The sequence below is a fragment of the Mucilaginibacter gilvus genome, assembly GCF_004054195.1.
In the GTDB taxonomy this organism is placed as follows: Bacteria; Bacteroidota; Bacteroidia; order Sphingobacteriales; family Sphingobacteriaceae; genus Mucilaginibacter; species Mucilaginibacter gilvus.
Map to the genome: position 1 here is coordinate 203,327 of NZ_SBIW01000012.1, position 18,630 is coordinate 221,956.

At 42.7% G+C, this 18,630-nt stretch carries 22 protein-coding genes, 1 tRNA gene and 1 riboswitch; of the genes, 12 read left to right on the forward strand and 11 right to left on the reverse strand.

What is annotated here, in order from left to right; translation table 11 throughout:
- Positions 1-5: 5 nt before the first annotated feature.
- Complete coding sequence (locus EPL05_RS20730) at positions 6-1,460, reverse strand: NHL domain-containing protein (protein ID WP_128535910.1); 1,455 nt, start codon at positions 1,458-1,460, stop codon at positions 6-8.
- An 85-nt stretch (positions 1,461-1,545) separates the two neighbouring features.
- Here EPL05_RS20730 and EPL05_RS20735 point away from each other — a divergent pair, with 85 nt between their 5' ends.
- On the forward strand, positions 1,546-1,836 hold the full coding sequence (locus EPL05_RS20735; protein ID WP_128535911.1) for a YciI family protein: 291 nt from the start codon (positions 1,546-1,548) through the stop codon (positions 1,834-1,836).
- 2 nt (positions 1,837-1,838) lie between these two features.
- Here the strand turns inward: EPL05_RS20735 and EPL05_RS20740 are convergent, their stop codons facing one another.
- The gene (locus EPL05_RS20740) at positions 1,839-2,414 is read right to left on the reverse strand and encodes a hypothetical protein (protein ID WP_128535912.1); all 576 of its coding nucleotides are present in this window, start codon (positions 2,412-2,414) and stop codon (positions 1,839-1,841) included.
- Positions 2,415-2,506: 92 nt separating this feature from the next.
- Between EPL05_RS20740 and EPL05_RS24250 the strand changes: the two genes are divergently transcribed.
- Both EPL05_RS24250 and EPL05_RS24255 read left to right on the forward strand, forming a co-directional pair.
- Positions 2,507-2,815 (forward strand): DUF1801 domain-containing protein, encoded by a 309-nt coding sequence (locus tag EPL05_RS24250; protein WP_208394798.1) that lies wholly within the window; start codon positions 2,507-2,509, stop codon positions 2,813-2,815.
- Positions 2,778-3,122 (forward strand): YdeI/OmpD-associated family protein, encoded by a 345-nt coding sequence (locus EPL05_RS24255; protein ID WP_208394799.1) that lies wholly within the window; start codon positions 2,778-2,780, stop codon positions 3,120-3,122. Before EPL05_RS24250 ends, EPL05_RS24255 begins: the two co-directional genes overlap by 38 nt.
- Before the next feature lie 203 nt (positions 3,123-3,325).
- Here the strand turns inward: EPL05_RS24255 and mtgA are convergent, their stop codons facing one another.
- The 4 genes from mtgA to rpsF all read right to left on the reverse strand — a co-directional run bounded on the left by mtgA (position 3,326) and on the right by rpsF (position 5,273).
- Complete coding sequence (gene mtgA / locus EPL05_RS20750) at positions 3,326-4,081, reverse strand: monofunctional biosynthetic peptidoglycan transglycosylase (protein WP_128535913.1); 756 nt, start codon at positions 4,079-4,081, stop codon at positions 3,326-3,328.
- A gap of 103 nt (positions 4,082-4,184) precedes the next feature.
- Positions 4,185-4,628, reverse strand: a complete 444-nt coding sequence (gene rplI, locus EPL05_RS20755) for a 50S ribosomal protein L9 (RefSeq protein WP_128535914.1) — start codon at positions 4,626-4,628, stop codon at positions 4,185-4,187.
- Positions 4,629-4,644: 16 nt separating this feature from the next.
- Positions 4,645-4,908: a 30S ribosomal protein S18 gene (gene rpsR / locus EPL05_RS20760; RefSeq protein ID WP_067054791.1), complete on the reverse strand. Its 264-nt coding sequence runs from the start codon at positions 4,906-4,908 to the stop codon at positions 4,645-4,647.
- A complete protein-coding gene (gene rpsF, locus EPL05_RS20765; protein WP_128535915.1) occupies positions 4,908-5,273 on the reverse strand; it encodes a 30S ribosomal protein S6 in 366 nt (121 codons plus the stop codon). Before rpsF ends, rpsR begins: the two co-directional genes overlap by 1 nt.
- A 234-nt stretch (positions 5,274-5,507) precedes the next feature.
- On the opposite strand from rpsF, the gene EPL05_RS20770 reads away from it, so the two are divergent.
- The 3 genes from EPL05_RS20770 to EPL05_RS20780 all read left to right on the forward strand — a co-directional run bounded on the left by EPL05_RS20770 (position 5,508) and on the right by EPL05_RS20780 (position 8,619).
- On the forward strand, positions 5,508-5,753 hold the full coding sequence (locus EPL05_RS20770; protein WP_128535916.1) for a hypothetical protein: 246 nt from the start codon (positions 5,508-5,510) through the stop codon (positions 5,751-5,753).
- Between the two features lie 79 nt (positions 5,754-5,832).
- Positions 5,833-6,735, forward strand: coding sequence for a toll/interleukin-1 receptor domain-containing protein (locus EPL05_RS20775; RefSeq protein ID WP_128535917.1), 903 nt, complete (start codon positions 5,833-5,835; stop codon positions 6,733-6,735).
- Positions 6,736-6,801: 66 nt separating this feature from the next.
- The gene (locus EPL05_RS20780; protein ID WP_128535918.1) at positions 6,802-8,619 is read left to right on the forward strand and encodes a DNA polymerase III subunit gamma/tau; all 1,818 of its coding nucleotides are present in this window, start codon (positions 6,802-6,804) and stop codon (positions 8,617-8,619) included.
- Positions 8,620-8,766: 147 nt separating this feature from the next.
- Here EPL05_RS20780 and EPL05_RS20785 read toward each other — a convergent pair whose 3' ends face one another.
- Together EPL05_RS20785 and EPL05_RS20790 are read right to left on the reverse strand one after the other, a co-directional pair.
- Positions 8,767-9,201 carry a hypothetical protein gene (locus tag EPL05_RS20785; RefSeq protein ID WP_243837340.1) on the reverse strand — a complete coding sequence of 145 codons (435 nt, stop codon included), beginning with the start codon at positions 9,199-9,201 and terminating at the stop codon, positions 8,767-8,769.
- Positions 9,202-9,269: 68 nt separating this feature from the next.
- Positions 9,270-9,929 (reverse strand): hypothetical protein, encoded by a 660-nt coding sequence (locus EPL05_RS20790; protein ID WP_128535919.1) that lies wholly within the window; start codon positions 9,927-9,929, stop codon positions 9,270-9,272.
- Positions 9,930-10,286: 357 nt separating this feature from the next.
- Here EPL05_RS20790 and EPL05_RS20795 point away from each other — a divergent pair, with 357 nt between their 5' ends.
- Together EPL05_RS20795 and EPL05_RS20800 are read left to right on the forward strand one after the other, a co-directional pair.
- Positions 10,287-11,516, forward strand: a complete 1,230-nt coding sequence (locus EPL05_RS20795) for an NADP-dependent isocitrate dehydrogenase (protein WP_128535920.1) — start codon at positions 10,287-10,289, stop codon at positions 11,514-11,516.
- A gap of 143 nt (positions 11,517-11,659) precedes the next feature.
- Positions 11,660-12,640 carry a type I phosphomannose isomerase catalytic subunit gene (locus EPL05_RS20800; RefSeq protein WP_128535921.1) on the forward strand — a complete coding sequence of 327 codons (981 nt, stop codon included), beginning with the start codon at positions 11,660-11,662 and terminating at the stop codon, positions 12,638-12,640.
- A 65-nt stretch (positions 12,641-12,705) separates the two neighbouring features.
- Here EPL05_RS20800 and EPL05_RS20805 read toward each other — a convergent pair whose 3' ends face one another.
- Complete coding sequence (locus EPL05_RS20805; protein ID WP_128535922.1) at positions 12,706-13,140, reverse strand: response regulator; 435 nt, start codon at positions 13,138-13,140, stop codon at positions 12,706-12,708.
- Positions 13,141-13,154: 14 nt separating this feature from the next.
- Positions 13,155-14,636 (reverse strand): PAS domain-containing sensor histidine kinase, encoded by a 1,482-nt coding sequence (locus tag EPL05_RS20810; protein WP_128535923.1) that lies wholly within the window; start codon positions 14,634-14,636, stop codon positions 13,155-13,157.
- A 485-nt stretch (positions 14,637-15,121) separates the two neighbouring features.
- Here EPL05_RS20810 and EPL05_RS20815 point away from each other — a divergent pair, with 485 nt between their 5' ends.
- Both EPL05_RS20815 and EPL05_RS20820 read left to right on the forward strand, forming a co-directional pair.
- Positions 15,122-16,195: a glycoside hydrolase 5 family protein gene (locus tag EPL05_RS20815; RefSeq protein WP_128535924.1), complete on the forward strand. Its 1,074-nt coding sequence runs from the start codon at positions 15,122-15,124 to the stop codon at positions 16,193-16,195.
- 7 nt (positions 16,196-16,202) lie between these two features.
- Positions 16,203-16,787: a hypothetical protein gene (locus tag EPL05_RS20820; protein ID WP_128535925.1), complete on the forward strand. Its 585-nt coding sequence runs from the start codon at positions 16,203-16,205 to the stop codon at positions 16,785-16,787.
- Between the two features lie 223 nt (positions 16,788-17,010).
- On the opposite strand, the gene EPL05_RS20825 is transcribed toward EPL05_RS20820, so the two are convergent.
- On the reverse strand, positions 17,011-17,238 hold the full coding sequence (locus EPL05_RS20825) for a hypothetical protein (protein WP_128535926.1): 228 nt from the start codon (positions 17,236-17,238) through the stop codon (positions 17,011-17,013).
- 158 nt (positions 17,239-17,396) lie between these two features.
- Positions 17,397-17,512, forward strand: a riboswitch (SAM riboswitch).
- A gap of 161 nt (positions 17,513-17,673) precedes the next feature.
- Between EPL05_RS20825 and EPL05_RS20830 the strand changes: the two genes are divergently transcribed.
- Positions 17,674-18,309 carry a peroxiredoxin gene (locus tag EPL05_RS20830; protein WP_128535927.1) on the forward strand — a complete coding sequence of 212 codons (636 nt, stop codon included), beginning with the start codon at positions 17,674-17,676 and terminating at the stop codon, positions 18,307-18,309.
- A gap of 9 nt (positions 18,310-18,318) precedes the next feature.
- Positions 18,319-18,389 (forward strand) — tRNA-Cys (locus EPL05_RS20835).
- Positions 18,390-18,630: the final 241 nt, after the last annotated feature.

Below are 18,630 nucleotides of genomic sequence, written 5' to 3' on the forward strand. Positions count from 1 at the left end.
AGCTACTAATTTGCCGCTATCTTTCTTATTCTGGCTTGCTCGCCAATGTATATGTTACCTGCTGCATCTGTAGCAACATCATATGGGCCAACTAACGAGTAAGCGGTTGCATGTATGCCGTCGCCCGAAAAATTGTCGAAACCGGTACCACCTATTTTAGTGATAATGCCGGTAGCTTTGGTTATTTTTCTGATGATACCCCCATTTATTTCGGCAAAATAAATATCCCCTTTGTTATCAATGCTAATGCCGAAGGGAAGATAAAGTTTGGCCGCCGTGGCAAGCCCACCGTTGCCGGTGCTTCCTCTTGCACCTGTGCCTGCGATGGTGGTAACTATCCCGGTTGCTTTGCTGATCTTGCGGATGCGGTCTGACGTGAAATCGGTAAAATAGATGTCGCCGGCTGCATCTAAAGATAGGTCGAGCACAGATAAGCCTGCGGTTATCGCAGGACCGCCATCGCCGCTATAGTTTCTATCGCCAGTACCTGCTATTGTACTTATTTTGCCATCTGAAGCATTTATTTTTCTAATTCGATAGTTACTTAGGTCTGCAAAGTAAATGTTGCCTGCATCATCTACAGCAATCCCCTGCGGCTCACGAAGCTCTGCAGCAGTAGCGGGGCCGCCATCGCCGCTAAAGCCTTGCTGGGGGAACATGGAGCAGCCTGCGATACAGTTTATTTTACCGTCCGGCGATATTTTGCTTATCCGGTTACCCAGCGATTCAGTTACATAAATATTGTTAGCCGCATCCATCGCCATAAAAACAGGAAAGGCGAGAGTAGCATCAGTGGCCGCAGAATTATTTGCATACATCCCGCCCGATTTGCCAAACGAGCCAGCTATCGTACTTATCTTGCCGTCTGCAGCCGCTATCTTACGAACAAGATTATTACTGCGGTCGCAAAAATAAATATCCCCCGTTTTGCTCACCAGTATACCGGCTTTAGCCGATATAAGGGCTGCTGTAGCGGGGCCGCCATCGCCGGTATAACCATCGATCCCCGTACCTGCAATAGTACTTATGGCCGTTGAAGTAATAGGTGGTTGATTAATTTTATAATACCGTACTGTAACAACGCCCCCCTTTACTACTAAACTATCAGCCGTTAATTTGCTTACAACAAAAATATCCAATGACGGGCTGGTAAGGGTTTGGCTGTACCTGATGGTATCGTGTGCGATGTGCCAAAACCCTGCGGTTGGTGCAATATCTTTAGTTAAAGTATCCTGGAAAAAGAAATTATCAGCACCAAAGTATAGTTTGGCGTTCAAATCTGGTTTTACAGGTGCCCACCAACCGGTAAGCAGGGCTTTATCGATAGTTTTGTCGGTATGGGTGGTGTCAACAGGGGTGGGTTTATCGGGCTTATCCGGAAAAACCGGTGCATCTATTTTACAAGCCGAAAAGTATATGAGTATGGCAGCAATACAAAATAAGGGATATATTTTTTTCATATATGTTTAGGCCATGTCAATAAAACTAAAGTAATCATTTTTTGCTTAAGTTTAATATTAAACTAATTTTATTTCTTTATTAATAATGTTCATCATCAACCTTCACTACATTGTTCCGCTGGAAGAACTGGATAAACACATGGCCGCCCATGTGAAATACTTAGAAAAATATTATGAGGCGGATGTGTTCCTGATTAGTGGCAGGAAAGTGCCGCGTACCGGCGGAATTATAATTGCGCAGGCAGATGCAAAGGAGATATTAGAAAAGATAATTGCCGATGATCCGTTCCACAAACATAAGCTTGCCGAGTTTACCATAACCGAGTTCCTGGCATCGCAGGCTCACCCGGATATTAAGAAGTTGCTGCGCAATTAAGGTTATTGCTCAATATTAAAAGAGCCGATAACGGTGTGTTTGCTGCCATCAGTATCGTTGGTAGCCTGTACCTTAAAAAAACCTCTGATATGGTATGAATCGCCTATTTTTTTATAGGTAGTCGCTTTCACTTTCCCACTACCGTCGTCGCTGAGTTTTAGGTCCTGGTATTGGAGGCCGAGCAGGTCGTTGGCGTATTCACCCTGAACGATAGAACTGAAGTTAAGCTGAAAAATGATCTCCGGGTCGGCTTTATCGCCCAAAATGCTGGTGTATCCGGTAACGGCTACGCTGCCCGGTTGCGACACCTCGGCCTTAGATTGATCCAGTATCACCGTTTCGCCGCCATCTACCTGGAAAACGATAGTGTTGGCTGCGCCGATGGGCACCGTATAGGTGGCATCGGCAGGCGGGTTAGTGCCATCATCCGTATCCGGCACTACCACCGGTGGATCGGTGCCGCCCGGGCCGGTAGTACCACCCGGATCGGGGTATACCGGTGCATCCAGCTTACAGCCGTTAAACAAAACGGCAATTATGATGAGAGCCGCAAATGATCTCGATATATACTTCCGCATCAGGTTTGTCAATACTCAAATTTACGATAGTTTTTCGTTTAACGAAATTGGGCCCAACGCTTAATTTGTTAGATTTTGCGGTATATTGCGTTATGGAACAGTACGATACCCGCATCGACGCCTACATCGAAAAGTCGGCAGATTTTGCAAAGCCCATTTTAAAACACCTGCGCGAACTGGTGCATCGGGCCTCGCCCGAGATAATGGAAACCATCAAATGGAGCGCGCCCTTTTTTGAATACAACGGCATACTATGCCATATGATGGCCTTTAAGCAGCACCTGGGCTTTGGTTTTTGGAAGGCCGATACTTTGCCTGATCCACACCATATTGCACCTGGAAGGAGGGGAGGCTGCCGGGAGCATGGGTCGCATCTCCTCGCTCGCCGACTTGCCCGATGATGATATCCTGGTATGGTATATCCGCCAGGCCATGTTGATAAAAGGCGTGCCAAGCGCCAAACCTAAGGCCCAATCTGCAAAGCCAGCAACTGCATCGGCCACTTTAACAACGCCGGATTATTTGGCAGAATTGCTCGACCAAACACCCGGTGCAAAAAAATACTTCGAAAAATTCAGCCCGTCGCAAAAAAAGGAGTACGTCACTTGGTTTGAAGATGCCAAAAGTGAGGCAACACGCGAGAAGCGTTTAAAGGAAGGCCTGGAATGGCTAAGCGAAGGGAAGACCCGGCACTGGAAATATAAGTAGCGATATACTGCCACCATAAATATCAAAAAAAATATTATGAGAACCAGGAAGGACAGACATTGAACAGATTAAAAAAAAACGCGATTTTTAACTGTCGAAAACAGGTCAGTTCAGGTACTAAAAATGCACTAAATGTCCCTTTTTTCAATGCATTATTGAAAAAAAACGGAGATTTTCGCAAGTGATTTTGCGTATTTAAACCTTTAAAACTCCAGCGGCCCCAACCTGCGCATATTTTGCCTGATGAGATATTGCCGGTGCTTTAAGTATTTGGTAGGCTTGGTTGCAGACCATTTCAGCGGACTGGGGAATATCACCGCTATGGCCGCCGCTTGCCGGTTGGTAAGTTCGGACGCGGGTTTATGAAAGTACGCCTGCGAAGCCGCCTCGATGCCGTAGATGCCGTCGCCCATTTCTATTACGTTGAGGTACACCTCCATCACACGCTTTTTACTCCAGCAGACCTCTATCAAAACGGTAAACCAAGCCTCTAAGCCCTTGCGGATAAACGAACGCCCCTGGTACAGGAACACATTCTTGGCGGTTTGCTGGGTAATGGTGCTGCCGCCTATCAGCTTTTTACTTTTGGCGTTTTTTTGAATGGCGTGTTGTATAGCCTTAAAATCGAAGCCATGATTCTCTAAAAAGGTTTGGTCTTCGGCAGCTACTGCTGCACGTTTCATAGGGTCGGCAATGTCCTCAAAATCAACCCATTTCTTATCAATCTTCCATTCTTTACCGGCTGCTTTTTGCTCAAAACCGCGCTGTATCATCAGCCAGGTAAAGGGCGGGTTTACAAAACGGAAGAGTATTACACCAAAAAGACTGGCACAAACAAAAGTGATAAACACCAGTTTTACAATGCGGAAAGCGAGGCGCAACACGCCGCCGATTTTTGAATTAGAACCGCGATACTTTGATTTGGAGTTTGATTTTTTGGGAGATTGGGTCCGTGCCATTTGTAATGCTAATCTATAAAACAAAAAAGGAGTTCTGCTAAGCAAAACCCCTTTTTTATGATTCTTAAATCCGAAATCGAAAATTCGATATCCGAAATTAAAATTACTCAGCTACTACTTCAAAAGGTACCTGAACTTTTACTTCTTTATGCAGGTTTACGTTTGCAACGTACTCGCCAACAAATTTTGGCTCCTGGTCAAAAGTGATGCGGCGACGGTCAACTTCAAAACCTTCTTTTTTCAATGCATCAGCAACCTGGATGGTATTGATAGCACCGAAGATTTTGCCGCTTTCGCCAGCTTTAGCGCCGATGGTAAGTTTAACACCTTCCAAACGAGCAGCGATAGCATCAGCATCTTTGCGTATTTTATCTTGTTTAAATTGAGCCTGTTTCAGGTTTTCTGCTAATACTTTACGTGCAGATTCTGTGGCTAATATGGCATAACCCTTAGGGATAAGGAAATTACGGCCATAACCTGGTTTAACGCTTACTACATCGTCTTTATCGCCCAGGTTTTTTACATCTTGTTTTAAAATAACTTCCATTTTGTAAACCTCCTGATTATTTTAATGAGTCTGTAACGTAAGGTAATAAACCAATGTGGCGTGCGCGTTTAACAGCTTGGGCCACTTTACGCTGAAATTTTAATGAAGTACCTGTTAAACGGCGTGGTAATACTTTACCCTGATCGTTAATAAACTTCAACAAAAAGTTAGCGTCTTTGTAATCGATATACTTAATACCATTCTTTTTAAAACGGCAGTATTTTTTACGGTTATCCTCCACTTTTGGAGCGGTAACGTATTTAATTTGGTCGTTTGCCATTATTTGCTTTCCTCCGCTTTAGCTGCAGGCTTTTTGTTGAAAGCACCGCTGCGTTTTTTCTCATTGTAAGCCACTGCGTGTTTATCAAGAGCAATGGTAAGGAAGCGCAAAACACGCTCATCGCGCCTTAATTCAACTTCCACTTTGTTAATTACTTCACCGGGAGCCCTGAATTCAGTTAAGTGATAGTACCCTGTAGTCTTTTTCTGAATAGGGTACGCAAGTTTTTTCAAACCCCAATTATCCTCCTGGACAATTTCGGCTCCGTTGTCTGTTAAAACTTTGCTGTATTTGGCGATAGCCTCTGCAGCTGTTTCTGTTGACAACAACGGGGTTAGAACGATCACGATTTCGTACTGTTGCATTGTTATACTTTGATTTTTAATTAAATACCCCGCTATTACGGGGCTGCAAATGTAGTAAGAATAATATACTTATGCAAGTGTTATTGCCCTGTATTTTAAGAATAGTTTGGCTGTAATTCAGCCTGTTTAGGTAACCCGGGCCTTTTAAGTTTATAAACAATTGTTAAAGCTTTTATAAGGCATTTTTTAAAACATATGCCGCTGGTCATCGTTTCATCTGTAAACTATACCGTTATGCAATTTTCTGAAAGCAGGTACCAGGAAGCAGGTACATCAGGGTTTATGTATGATATGCTCTTTTTGCAGGGGCCAATTGAGGAAGACGAAGTTTTTGAGGGTGATTGGGATGATGAAGAGGACGAAGACTTTGACGACCAGATGGAGAGCACAAACGATGAGCACGAGATACGCGTAGGCGACGACGTTCGCGAGCCCGATCCGGATGAGGACGATCATTTGCCGGATGATGATCTGCAGTAGGTGAACATTTTATTAAATAATATTTCATTGTTAAATATTATTAGTGATATTTAAAAAAAACCTAAATATCACAATTGCAATGAAAGTATTTATTAGTTGGTCAGGAGAAACGTCTAGAAACATAGCGGAAATTTTAAGGCAATGGTTGCCTAGCGTAATTCAGTCAGTCAAACCATATTATTCACCGGACGATATAACAAAAGGCACCAGATGGGGCAGTGAGATAGCTAAAGAGCTAGACGAGAGTAAAGTTGGAATTATCTGCTTAACTAAGGATAATCTAAATAGTCCTTGGATAATGTTCGAAGCCGGCGCTTTATCGAAAAATATTGATTCCTCCAAAGTTTGTCCAATCTTGTTTGGAATCGATCCTAGCGACATACAAGGGCCATTAGTTCAGTTTCAGGCTGCTAAGTTCAATAGAGAGGAAATTAAAAAAGTAGTCCGTATGATTAATGCGGAACTTGGAGACTTTGCTCTAAGTTCTGAGGTTTTTGAAAGTGTATTTGATATGTGGTGGCCAAGGCTATCAGAAAAAATCGAGATAGAATTAAATAAAACTAAACCGTCCAAATCAACTGACAAGGGTTTAAGAGGAGAACGGGATCTATTAGAAGAAATTTTGTCTTTGACGCGACAAATGTCATTCACTCGTGAGAGGGCGGATAAGAGCGAAAGAGTAAGTCCAATGGCAATAAGAGATTTACTAAAAGGGTTAGAAATGCTTGTAAAAAATGCATTAGAGGATGAAAAAACGCTTTTATTTGAAAATTTACAAGAGTTCTTTCCTCCTATGAAATACCTTATAGAACGGACGGTTGCTAACGACAGTTTGGCCGCGGAGTTTAAATTAAGACTAGAGGAGGTTCAAACGACAGTCTTGCGAACTACTACTAAATCTTATAATGGCTCAATTTTAACAAGGAAAGCGAAATTCAAAACCCCTTCAAAAGAATCCGATGACCAAGAATTAATCGCATAGTTAGATTATTTCAACAATCCATTTCTGAAGTTTTCAGGTTAGCATTTTCTTGCTACCTTTATACCTGTGGATAATTTTATTGTTTCGGCACGCAAATACCGCCCGGCTACTTTTGAAACTGTTGTTGGTCAGCAACATATAACTAATACGTTAAAAAACGCTATTAAGAATAACCAGCTGGCGCAGGCATTTTTGTTCTGCGGGCCAAGGGGTGTGGGTAAAACTACCTGCGCGCGTATCCTGGCAAAAACCATCAACTGTACCAATTTACTGCCCAATGGCGAGGCTTGCGGTACCTGCGATAGCTGCCGTGCTTTCCAGAATGGTAACTCCTTTAATGTGCATGAACTGGATGCAGCATCCAACAACTCGGTTGATGATATCCGCAGCTTGATAGAGCAGGTGCGCATACCGCCGCAGGCTGCCCGTTACAAGGTTTATATTATTGATGAGGTGCACATGCTTTCCCAGGCGGCGTTCAATGCTTTCCTGAAAACGCTGGAAGAACCACCCAACTACGCCATATTTATATTAGCCACTACCGAGAAGCATAAAATTCTGCCCACCATCCTCTCGCGATGCCAGATCTTTGATTTTAACCGCATCAGGGTGGAGGACATGGCCGGGCATCTCGCTAACATCGCGCAGAAAGAAAGCATTACATACGAGAACGACGGCCTGCACATCATCGCCCAAAAGGCTGATGGCGGTTTGAGGGACGCGCTTTCGATGTTTGATCAGATCGTAAGCTTCAGTGGCGGTAACGTTACCTACCGTTCGGTTATTGATAACCTGAACATCCTCGATTACGATTACTACTTCAGTATAACAGATAAACTGCTGGGCGAGGACAACGCGCAATCGCTGTTGCTTTTTGACGAAATACTATCAAAAGGCTTTGACGGCGCGCATTTTATATCCGGCCTGTCCGAACACTTCCGTAATCTGCTGGTGGGAAAAGATACCGCTACCATTAAACTGCTTGAAGTGAGCGAAACTATAAAGGCTCGCTACCTGCAGCAATCGCAGGCGGCCAGCATCTCGTTCTTGCTATCGGCCATGAATATTGCCAACCAGTGCGATATCAGCTATAAGCAGAGTAAGAACCAACGCTTACAGGTAGAACTTGCCTTGCTGAAAATGTGCCACCTGCAATCGGTATTTAACCTGGCAACCGCGCCAATGCCACAGGCAGGAGCTGCCCCGCAAGGGGAGCAAAAAAAAAAACCTGATACAGTAGCACAAGCAGCCCCTGTGCAGCCAGAACGGGCAGATGAAGTGCCTTTGCTGCGCGATACTTCACCTGCTGTTTATCAGAAAACACCACCGCAGCAAACTGCGCTGCCGGTTGGTATAGCCGGTACCCCAGAAGCCGAAAAGCCAAAAAATCCTTTTATTGCCAACGTGCATTCGGGCGTAACATCGGTTAAGATACCGAGTAGGAAAGACCTTGGCAAACAGGTAGAAGAAGCTTTAGCGGTAGAAGAGGACCCCTACCTAAAAGGGGAAGATAAGGAGCCGTTTACCATGGATGAATTTTTGCAACTATGGACAAACCACGGCGCTAAGCTAAAGGCTGAAGGCAAATCTGCCAGTTTGTATAATATTTTCACATCGGTTACACCAAGAGTACTTTCGCCCGGAAACTTTGAAGTTACGGTATCTAATAAGGTACAGGAGAAAGATTTTAGAGACGAACGCCCAAATGTGCTTAACTTTTTGCGCACCACTTTAAGAAATTTTAGCATAGAAGTGAACGCAAAGGTAGAAGAATCTACCGCGGTGCGGAAGCCATATACTTCGCTGGAGAAATTTCAGCACATGGCGGCCAAAAACCCGCAGCTAATAGATCTGAAGAATAGGTTTAACCTGGATTTTGATTAGATAGACACAAATTTCACGAATTGAGCGAATTTCACGAATTAAGATAGAATAGTAAAAGGGATAGCTCGTCAGAACTATCCCTTTTACTATTCTCGTTTTTAGACTGGCAGTTTTCTTAACTTATACAACCTTTAAAACATTTCCAACTTATTTAAATCCTTCGGGTGTATCGTTTTTTGGATAACCTTCTTCGTCAAGGTCATCGCGGTCATCCTCGGGGGTGTGGGCCAGTTTGGCGTCTAAGGGGTCCAATTCTACAATTTTACCGCTATCTATATGCATCCCCAGCGAATCTGCATCGGATTCTATAGAACGTGCTGCGTCATACTCACCTTTGGTATCGTAAGGGTTTGCCTCATCGTAGGTTGAACTGATATCTTCTCCATTTTTTACTGTAGTGTCGTAAGGGTCGGGGTGATCGTAATCGGGGTCGTCGCCTTTTACATCATACTCAAAACTGCCTTCGGCCTCATTAAAATTAAGGTCTTCGCTGTCTACAGTATCCTCGGCATTGTTGTCCAGGTCGGTGTCCCTGTATTCGGGGTCGATCTTGGTTTCTTGGCTTTCGTTATTAGTTGTCATTGGTCTTTGTTTTGTACGTTTATATACACTAAAAACCCTGCCAAAAACGTCGGCGGCAAAAAACGGAGTTAATAATGTATTTGCTTGCGGTATGAGGTAACGCCGCCAATTGCAAATTTTAAACCGATGCTGTATTGGATCAGTTTATCTTTGCTTTTACCCGCGTCGAAACCGTCCATATTGTCGCCAAAGTCCATATTGTACTGCGCACCAAGGTCTATTTTAAAGGATGGTTCGTTGTAGCGGTTAAATACTTTAAACTCGTAACCAAGTCTTATTGGTAAAAAAAGCTCGTTGCTTTTATCAAGGCCGGTGGTAACAAAACCAGGTGTTACTATTGATTCGCGGTTAATATTGCCATCCCGAATATCATTCATTAAATAGCCCAGGCCTGCAGAAATATACAGATTTTTTAGAACATTGGCAGCGCCGCTGCGCGAGTAGTCCATCAATTCGCCGGCCTGTAATTGTCCTTTAAATACAAAGGCTGTATAGTTGTTTTTAAAATACCTGCCCGATTTGGAAAGTAAAAGTTTATCGCCGCCCTCAAGCGTACCAACCTGCACCTCTACTACATAGTTAACAAACGGAGTATGGTTATAGGTAAAGCTGATAGAGGCAGAGGGGGTTTTTGTAACGGATTCGGCATCGCCATAAACCATGTTTATATTTCCACCCAAGCCAAAATCATACTGCGCATAATCGTAGCCAATTTGTGCTTTTGACATGGAAGCAACCGACGTTAGCAGTACGAAGAGGAATGTTGTTTTTAAAAGCAACTTTATCATAATATAACAGCAATGCTACGGGAAAAATAGCGGATGATTAAATTTTTATAAAAATAGCGGCTCAAGGTTTAAAAGCAATGCTGCCCGTAAATTAATTGCCGGGGTTAAAATACACTAAATATTTTATTGTTTAATTATTAGGTAAGCGAATTTTTATGTGTGGCAATTGTAAATAATACAACTAATGCACGTAATTAACGCTGTTTTTTTAAAATTATGTGTGCTTTGTGAAAATATACAAATAAAATTTTATGTAAGTTTGAAACCGTTAAATCAAAAAATAACCCATAACAAGGTATGTCAAAAATTAAAGTAGAAAACCCGGTAGTTGAGCTGGATGGCGACGAAATGACACGCATCATCTGGAAATTTATAAAAGATAAATTGATCATCCCTTATCTTGATGTGGACATAAAGTATTATGACCTTGGTATTGAGTATCGTGATGAAACAGATGACCAGGTAACCATTGATGCCGCTAACGCCATTAAGCAATATGGTGTGGGTATTAAATGCGCAACTATCACGCCTGATGAAGACCGTGTAAAAGAATTTGGTTTGAAACAAATGTGGCGTTCGCCAAACGGAACTATCCGTAATATATTAGATGGTACGGTTTTCCGCGAGCCGATAGTTATGGCAAACGTGCCACGTTTAGTACCAAACTGGACCGCCCCAATATGCATTGGCCGCCACGCTTTTGGCGATCAGTACCGTGCTACCGATTTCCTTACTAAAGGGAAAGGTAAACTTACCGTTAAATTTACACCAGAAGATGGCAGCCCTGAGCAGTCGTTTGAAGTGTTTAACTTTAAAGGTGATGGCGTTGCGTTAACTATGTACAATACCGACGAATCTATCATCGGTTTTGCGCACGCTTGTTTTAACCAGGCACTGATGAAGGGTTGGCCTTTATATTTATCTACCAAAAATACCATCCTAAAAAAATACGATGGCCGTTTTAAAGACATTTTTGAAGAGATCTACCAGGCAGATTACAAAGCTAAGTTTGTTGAAGCCGGCATTACTTACGAGCACCGCCTGATTGATGACATGGTTGCATCGGCCCTTAAATGGAACGGTAACTTTGTTTGGGCGTGTAAAAACTACGATGGCGACGTACAGTCTGACACCGTAGCGCAAGGTTTTGGTTCATTAGGTTTAATGACCTCTACTCTGGTTACACCGGATGGTACCGTTATGGAAGCTGAAGCTGCACACGGCACCGTAACCCGCCACTACCGCGAGCACCAGGCTGGCCGCCCAACCTCAACCAATCCTATCGCTTCTATCTTCGCATGGACACGTGGTTTAGAGTTCCGTGGTATACTGGATGGTAACCAGGAGCTGATCGACTTTTGTAAAGCTTTGGAGGAAGTTTGTGTTGAAACCGTAGAAAGCGGCAAAATGACCAAAGATTTGGCCATCACCATAAAACCAAAGGTAGAACACGGTACCGATTACCTGTACACCGAAGAGTTTTTAGAAGCTATCGACGAAAATTTGAAAGCAAAGTTGGGTAAGTAATTAGCCGCTTTTAATATAGAGCCCATTCTTGAAAAAGGATGGGCTTTTTGTTTTAGGCATACTTGCTTTTATTGATTTTTAGAAAAACCTTATTCCTCGCTTCGGCAAAATCTTTAACTTAGCCACCAAATAATACATTACCTATGTCAGCATTATATCCGCTAAAATTCAAAACCATTTACAAAGATAAAATTTGGGGTGGCCACAAAATAGAAACATACCTGCATAAAAATATTGGCGATCTGCCAAATTGCGGCGAAACCTGGGAAATATCGGGCGTAAAATCTGATGTATCGGTTGTGAATGGCGGCGAACTTGATGGTGAATCCTTAGCAGACCTGCTGGAAAAATTCCAGGGTGAGCTGGTAGGGGATAAGGTATATGCTCATTTTGGCAACATCTTCCCGCTGCTGATCAAATTCATCGATGCGAACGACGACCTATCAGTGCAGGTACACCCTAATGATGAGTTAGCCAAAAAACGCCATAACTCATTTGGTAAAACTGAAATGTGGTATGTGATAGAGGCGGACCCGGGCTCTACCCTGATCACTGGTTTTAACCGCGAAATGAACGAGCAGGAATATGTAGAGGCGCTGAACAGCGGCCATATTATGGATATCCTGAACAAAGAAGAAGTTACCGCGGGTGAGGTTTACTTTTTACCGGCCGGCCGCGTGCATACTATAGGCAAAGGGTTGCTGATCGCTGAGATCCAGCAAACATCTGATATTACCTATCGTATTTATGATTTCGACCGTGTTGACGATAAAGGCAACAAACGCGAATTACATACAGAGGAAGCTCTCGCTGCTATAGATTACAAACACTACGACGAATACAAAACGTTGTACACGCCACAAAAAGATGAAACCGTGCATGTGGTGAGTTGCCCGTATTTCACGACCAACATTATGGATTTTACTCACGGTACCGAAAAGGATTACTCGGGTTTAGATTCTTTTGTAATACACGTTTGCGTGGAGGGCGAGTACACCATTAAGCATAACGATATTGCCTACCAGGTTAAAATGGGCGAGTGCATCTTATTGCCAAAAACAATAGATAAGGTTACCCTCGAAACTACTTCGGGCTTTAAAATACTGGAAAGCTATATACAATAGTTTTAGAAAGGCTTAACAATTGTAGAGGCGCGATACTTCGCGTCTCTTTTTATTTAGTAAAATTCTTAGTTCATACTAATAAACCCAGGGCTGATCTGGTAGGAATTAATAAGATCCTCCACATGGGTTTCACTTATAGGTTTCATAATATAATCTTCTATTGCAGGATTATTTTTCGCGCGGTTAATATCATTGATATCTACAGAAGAACTAATGAAGTAAACAGAGATTTTTTTTCCCATATGGGATTTTATTTCCTCGAAGTTTTGGGTAAACTCCCATCCATCCATAACCGGCATATTGATATCAACAAATATAATATCAGGCAAATTGTTAGCGTAAAACGGATTTTTTAAATAGTCAATAGCTTCTTTTCCGTTGCTAAAATTGAGTATTTCAGCGGAAACCCCCCTTATCTCAACAAATTTTTTGAAGCCATAGATAAAGATATCATCGTCATCAATAATACAAGCAGTCACCATTTTTCTCTCTACACTCATTTTTTTCGGGTTGTTTATACCAACCTTACTGTAAATTTAGTGCCAACATCTACGGTGCTGTCAACTATGATGTTGCCGCCGAGGGCCTCCACCTGGTTGCGGGTAATAAAAAGACCAATTCCCTTGGCATCTTTATTTTGATGAAAGGTGCGGTACATACCAAATAGCTGGTCGCCAAAACGTTTCATATCTATACCCATACCGTTGTCCTCAAACACCAGGTATATATGCTTTTCGTGTATGTGGGTATAACAATTTATAACGGGCTCGCGGTTAGGGTGTTTGTATTTAATAGCATTGGTAAGCAGGTTTTGAAAGATGCTCTCCAGGTACGCGGGGATGTAGCTTATCTCGGGCACCTCGCTAAAATCGGCGTTTATTTGCGCCTTGCTGGCCTCAATATTGGCTCTCAGCGTAGCTATTACGTTATTAAATATGGTTTCAAAAGAAACAGATTTGCGTTCCTTGCTTATTTCCGATTGGATCTTTACAATCTCATCCAAATGCCCCATAGTGGCGCTCAGGCTTTCGCTGATGGTTTTGATGTGTGAGAAGATCTCTTCCTTATCATTTTCCGCCTTTGTCTCTTCAAACAGGTTAACCATAAATTTAAGGTTACCCGCATGGGAGCGGAGGTTATGCGATACGATATAGGCAAAATTTTGCAGCCGCTTGTTTTGGTCGTCAAGTAAATTTATCGACGATTGCATGCTTATGCCGCTCCTTTTAATAATATCAATATCCTGGAAAACGCCGCGCACGGTTACGCACTTGCCAAAATCATCAATAATAGGTATGCCTTTGGCTCTCACCCAAATAGTATTGTTTTTGGCAGTTTTAAAAAGCACTTCCAAATCGTAAGGCTTGCAATATTTTACAGCATCTTCAATAGCTTTGGTTAGCACGGGGCGGTAGGCAGGTTCAAAAAAACTAATGGCTTCATCAACATTAAGCTTAACATCGCCATGGAGCTCATAAATATTATAGATCTCGCGCGACATATTCAACGCCATAGAGGTTACGTCAATTTCCCAGCCGCCAATCCGGGCTATCCGGCTGGTTTCGGCGCTCAGGAAATCGGCCTGGGCCGCCGTAAATTCGGCAAGCTTATATTTATTGATGTTGTTTAAAACGCCGTATATAAACTGGCCGTCGTCATCGTCGTGTTTTAGGGCCGAGCTTTCAAACCACTGGTAACCATTGTTTTTGGTGAGCAGCCTTATTTGGGCGATAGGGGCTGGGCCCTTGCCTGCATAATGTGTTGCCTTTATAAAGATTTGCTTATCGTGGTAATAGAGGATGTTTTCGAAGAAATTGTGATAGGAGCATTCTATTTCGCCGGGGTGGTAACCTAAAATAGCGTAAAAGCCGTCAGACCACTTAGCCTTTTTGGTAGTGGTGTTATATTCCCAGATGCCGGTGTTAATATTATTTATTAAACGCGCAAGATGAGCTGTGCTTTCGCCAAAAAAATCATGACCCTCAAAAAAACTCATTTTTCCGCGTTGTTCCTATTCATTTTAATTACCACATTATTGCTAATAAACATGCCAAAAAAGCGCGTTAGCTACCAATACAACTTTAAGTTGTTGCAATTATTTTGTTGCAATAAACATTAACCGAATTATAATTGATTTATTATTTTGTTACGAAAGTATCAAAGTAATTCGGTTTTAGTATGCTTATTATTAGTGTTATAGCATAAAAAATAAACATACTTTAAAAAGTATGTAAGGCATTTATACGGTAAAATGTAATTATAGTTATGAATATTATATAGCTGATATTTAAGATGCTGTTTAACCTGGTTTACACTAAGTATTTGCGGCTTTTAATAAGTTGGATAAAAGCTTTCAACAATACGCGGATCAACTAAAGTAGCGTTGTAATTGTTAATGAGCAAGGCAGGTAAAGGCCGGCGATGCCAAATTCCTTCAGCAGCAAACAAATTTTATATATTTACTCCTGCCAATTATTTTTCATGAAAAACATACACTACAAGTTTTTTGCAGCTGCTTTAATTGCTGCCTTTACAACAACCGCCGCCTTTGCTCAAAAAATACCTGCTGGTAAGAGCTGGTCGCCGGTTAAGGCCAATGCCTGGTATGCACAGCATAAATGGATAAGTGGGAGCGATTTTATCCCAAGCACAGCCATTAACCAATTAGAAATGTGGCAGGCCGCCACATTTGACCCGGCAACGATAGATAAGGAGCTTGGCTATGCCGAAGGCATTGGCTTTAATACCATGCGGGTGTTCTTATATAGCCTTGCCTGGAAACAAGATAAAGCGGGTTTTAAGAAACGAGTGGATCAATATTTAACTATTGCCAATAAACATCATATCCAAACCATGTTTGTGTTTTTTGATGATTGCTGGAATGCCGACGCTAAAATTGGCCTGCAGCCGGCTCCAAAAGTTGGCATCCATAATTCCGGTTGGTTGCAGGACCCAGGGAACAGGATAAAAGATGCAGGCATATACCCCGAACTGGAAGCTTACGTAAAAGATGTAATGACAACCTTTAAGCACGATAAACGCATTTTGCTTTGGGATCTGTTTAACGAGCCCGGTAACTCGGGTAAAAAAGAAGCTTCGATGGGTTTGCTTACCAAAGTGTTTGGCTGGGCAAGGGAGGTGAACCCCGACCAACCGGTATCCGTTGGGTTGTGGGACTGGAGCTTTGAGAAACTCAACGCCTACCAGGCGCTTAATTCGGATGTGGTTACCTACCATGATTATACCGACGAAAACTCCCATTTGAAAACAATACAATTGTTAAAAAGCCATGGCAAGCCGCTTATTTGTACCGAGTATATGGCACGTACCCGGGGCAGCAAGTTTGCCAATGTAATGCCTATGTTAAAGAAGGAAAACGTAGGTGCGCTAAACTGGGGCTTTGTAATGGGTAAAACCAATACCATTTACGCCTGGGATAACCCCATGCCCGATGGTAGCGAGCCAAAGGAGTGGTTTCATGATATCTTCCGCAAGGATGGTACGCCTTATAAGCAGGACGAGGTGGATCTGATCAAAAAATTAAATGGTAAATAATAAGCTAATGAAAAAGCGCCCTGTATTAATTATTGCTTTAATAGTAACCGCCTATGGCCAGGCGCAGCAGGCAAAAATAATACGGCCCAAGCCAGTAACCCTCAAAACCACCGAATTGCAGGTAGGAACGGTGCTGTACCCCCTGCCGCAGATGCTTAAAGCAGCGCAGTTGGATATAGTAAACCGCGATGCAGCAGTTATTGATGCGGGCGGTAAAAAAGGTATTAAACTGTCTGCAAAGGAAAACGACGGCGTAGCCTGGCTAAAAAATGTAGATTTTACCAACGGGACTATAGATTTAGATATAAAAGGCAAGGATGTATTACAGCAAAGCTTTGTTGGCATTGCCTACCACGGTACCCATGCGCCCAACACGATGGACGTGATATACTTTAGGCCGTTTAATTTCAGGGCGACCGACCCGGTGCGGAAGATCCACGCGGTGCAATATGTTTCGCTGCCCAATTACGATTGGGAGGTTTTACGCGAGAAGCATAACGGGCAATACGAAAAAGGCATTACACCTGCCCCAGCTGCCGATGAGTGGTTCCATGCAAAAATTGTAGTGAACGGAGCGGATGTAACGGTATAATGTAAATGGCAACGCCGAGCTAAGCCTCTCGGTTAAAAAGCTAAGCAGCACCACACATGGCAAAATAGGCGTATGGGTAGGCAATAATTCCGACGGGGAGTTTGCAAACCTGAAGGTTACGTATAAATAGATTTGCAGATTTCAAATGTGCAACCGTGCAGATGAAGCCCCGGGTTATCCCATCACGTTATAGCAATGACGCTTGGAGGAGGCGCAAAGCCAATCACTTTAAAAAAGTGTTAGGGATAGGAGCGGATACCGGCCCGGAGCGTAATGCCTGCAGGCGTATGAGCGGAAAGCCCGGGCCGCAGGCAACACCCACAACAATTTCTACCAAAACAGCAACCGGATAATCACCACAAAAAAGCCACTCATCTTTTTGACCGCACAGGTTAAAAGTTTCCAAGTAGAGGGTGTGCCAACATGTACCACCTGTACCATTCCGTGCCATTTACAAAATGGTACACCCCCTTGTAACGGCTAACAAATACGAGATAAAATTTTATAATTGATTTTCAATGACTTAAAGTCTTGGCACAATAAAAAATATAAAGACTATAGGAATTGTAGGTTTAATATCTACTTTTGTGATATAATCGTTCTTTAAAATACTTATCCAGAAAGACAGAGGGAAAGGCCCTATGATGTCTTAGCAACCTGTACCGGCTTTAAGCATGGTGTAAGGTGCTAATTCCTGCTTCGTGTTTAACGAGGACAGATAAGCTGATTTAAAAGAATTGACCGCACATAATTGCGGGCTCTTCAGCTTTTTTTGCCACTTCCATTCCACACTTTCCAACAATATTTTTATTGATTCACATTTGCAATTTTGCATAGCTTTATTGCAGCAAAACGATATTTAAAAATTAAACAAAACTAAAAAATTATGAGCTTACGAATTGGCGACGACGCCCCAAACTTTAAAGCAAATACATCACTTGGGGAAATTGATTTTTACGAATACCTGAATGATAGCTGGGGCGTGCTGTTCTCTCACCCGGCAGATTATACGCCGGTTTGCACTACCGAACTTGGCAAAACCGCTTCTTTAAAAGATGAATTTGAAAAACGCAACGTAAAGGTGATCGCTTTAAGCACCGATAACGTAGAATCGCACAAAGGCTGGATAAAAGATATTAACGAAACCCAGGGCGTGGAAGTTACCTTCCCTATCATTGGCGATGAAAGCCGCGAAATTTCGCAGGCTTATGATATGATCCACCCTAACGCTTCGCTTGTTACCACTGTGCGTTCGCTGTTTATTATTGGCCCGGATAAAAAGATAAAACTCATCATCAGCTACCCGGCATCAACCGGCAGAAATTTCCAGGAAATATTAAGAGTGATAGATTCATTACAATTAACCGCGTACCACAGCGTTGCCACCCCGGCCGACTGGAAAGACGGCGAACAGGTTGTGGTGTTGCCATCTATCAAAACAGAAGATATACCTGCTAAATTCCATAAAGGGTTTGTAGAGGTAAAACCATATTTGCGCTTAACACCGCAGCCTAACAAATAGGTATAATAAAGTCGTGTGGCCGAGAGGATAGGCATGGGTCTGCAAAACCTTCAACGGTAGTTCGAATCTACCCACGACGTCTCATTTAGGTGATTTTAGTTTTCAGAAAGCGGCGAGCTGAGGGGCTTGTCGCTTTTTTGTGTGCCCTGCCGTTGGGTGAAACCGGCGGCAATGAATAATGGATAGGTAGCCATTTATGAGCGGCATCAGTCAGTTTGGTAAGCCTTTAGCCAAATTTCTGCCATCATATATCATTAATCAAAACCTCGTTTTTTCTTGCTGTTTTATGCTTTCTTTTCTTCAAAATTTCTCAAAAAAGTA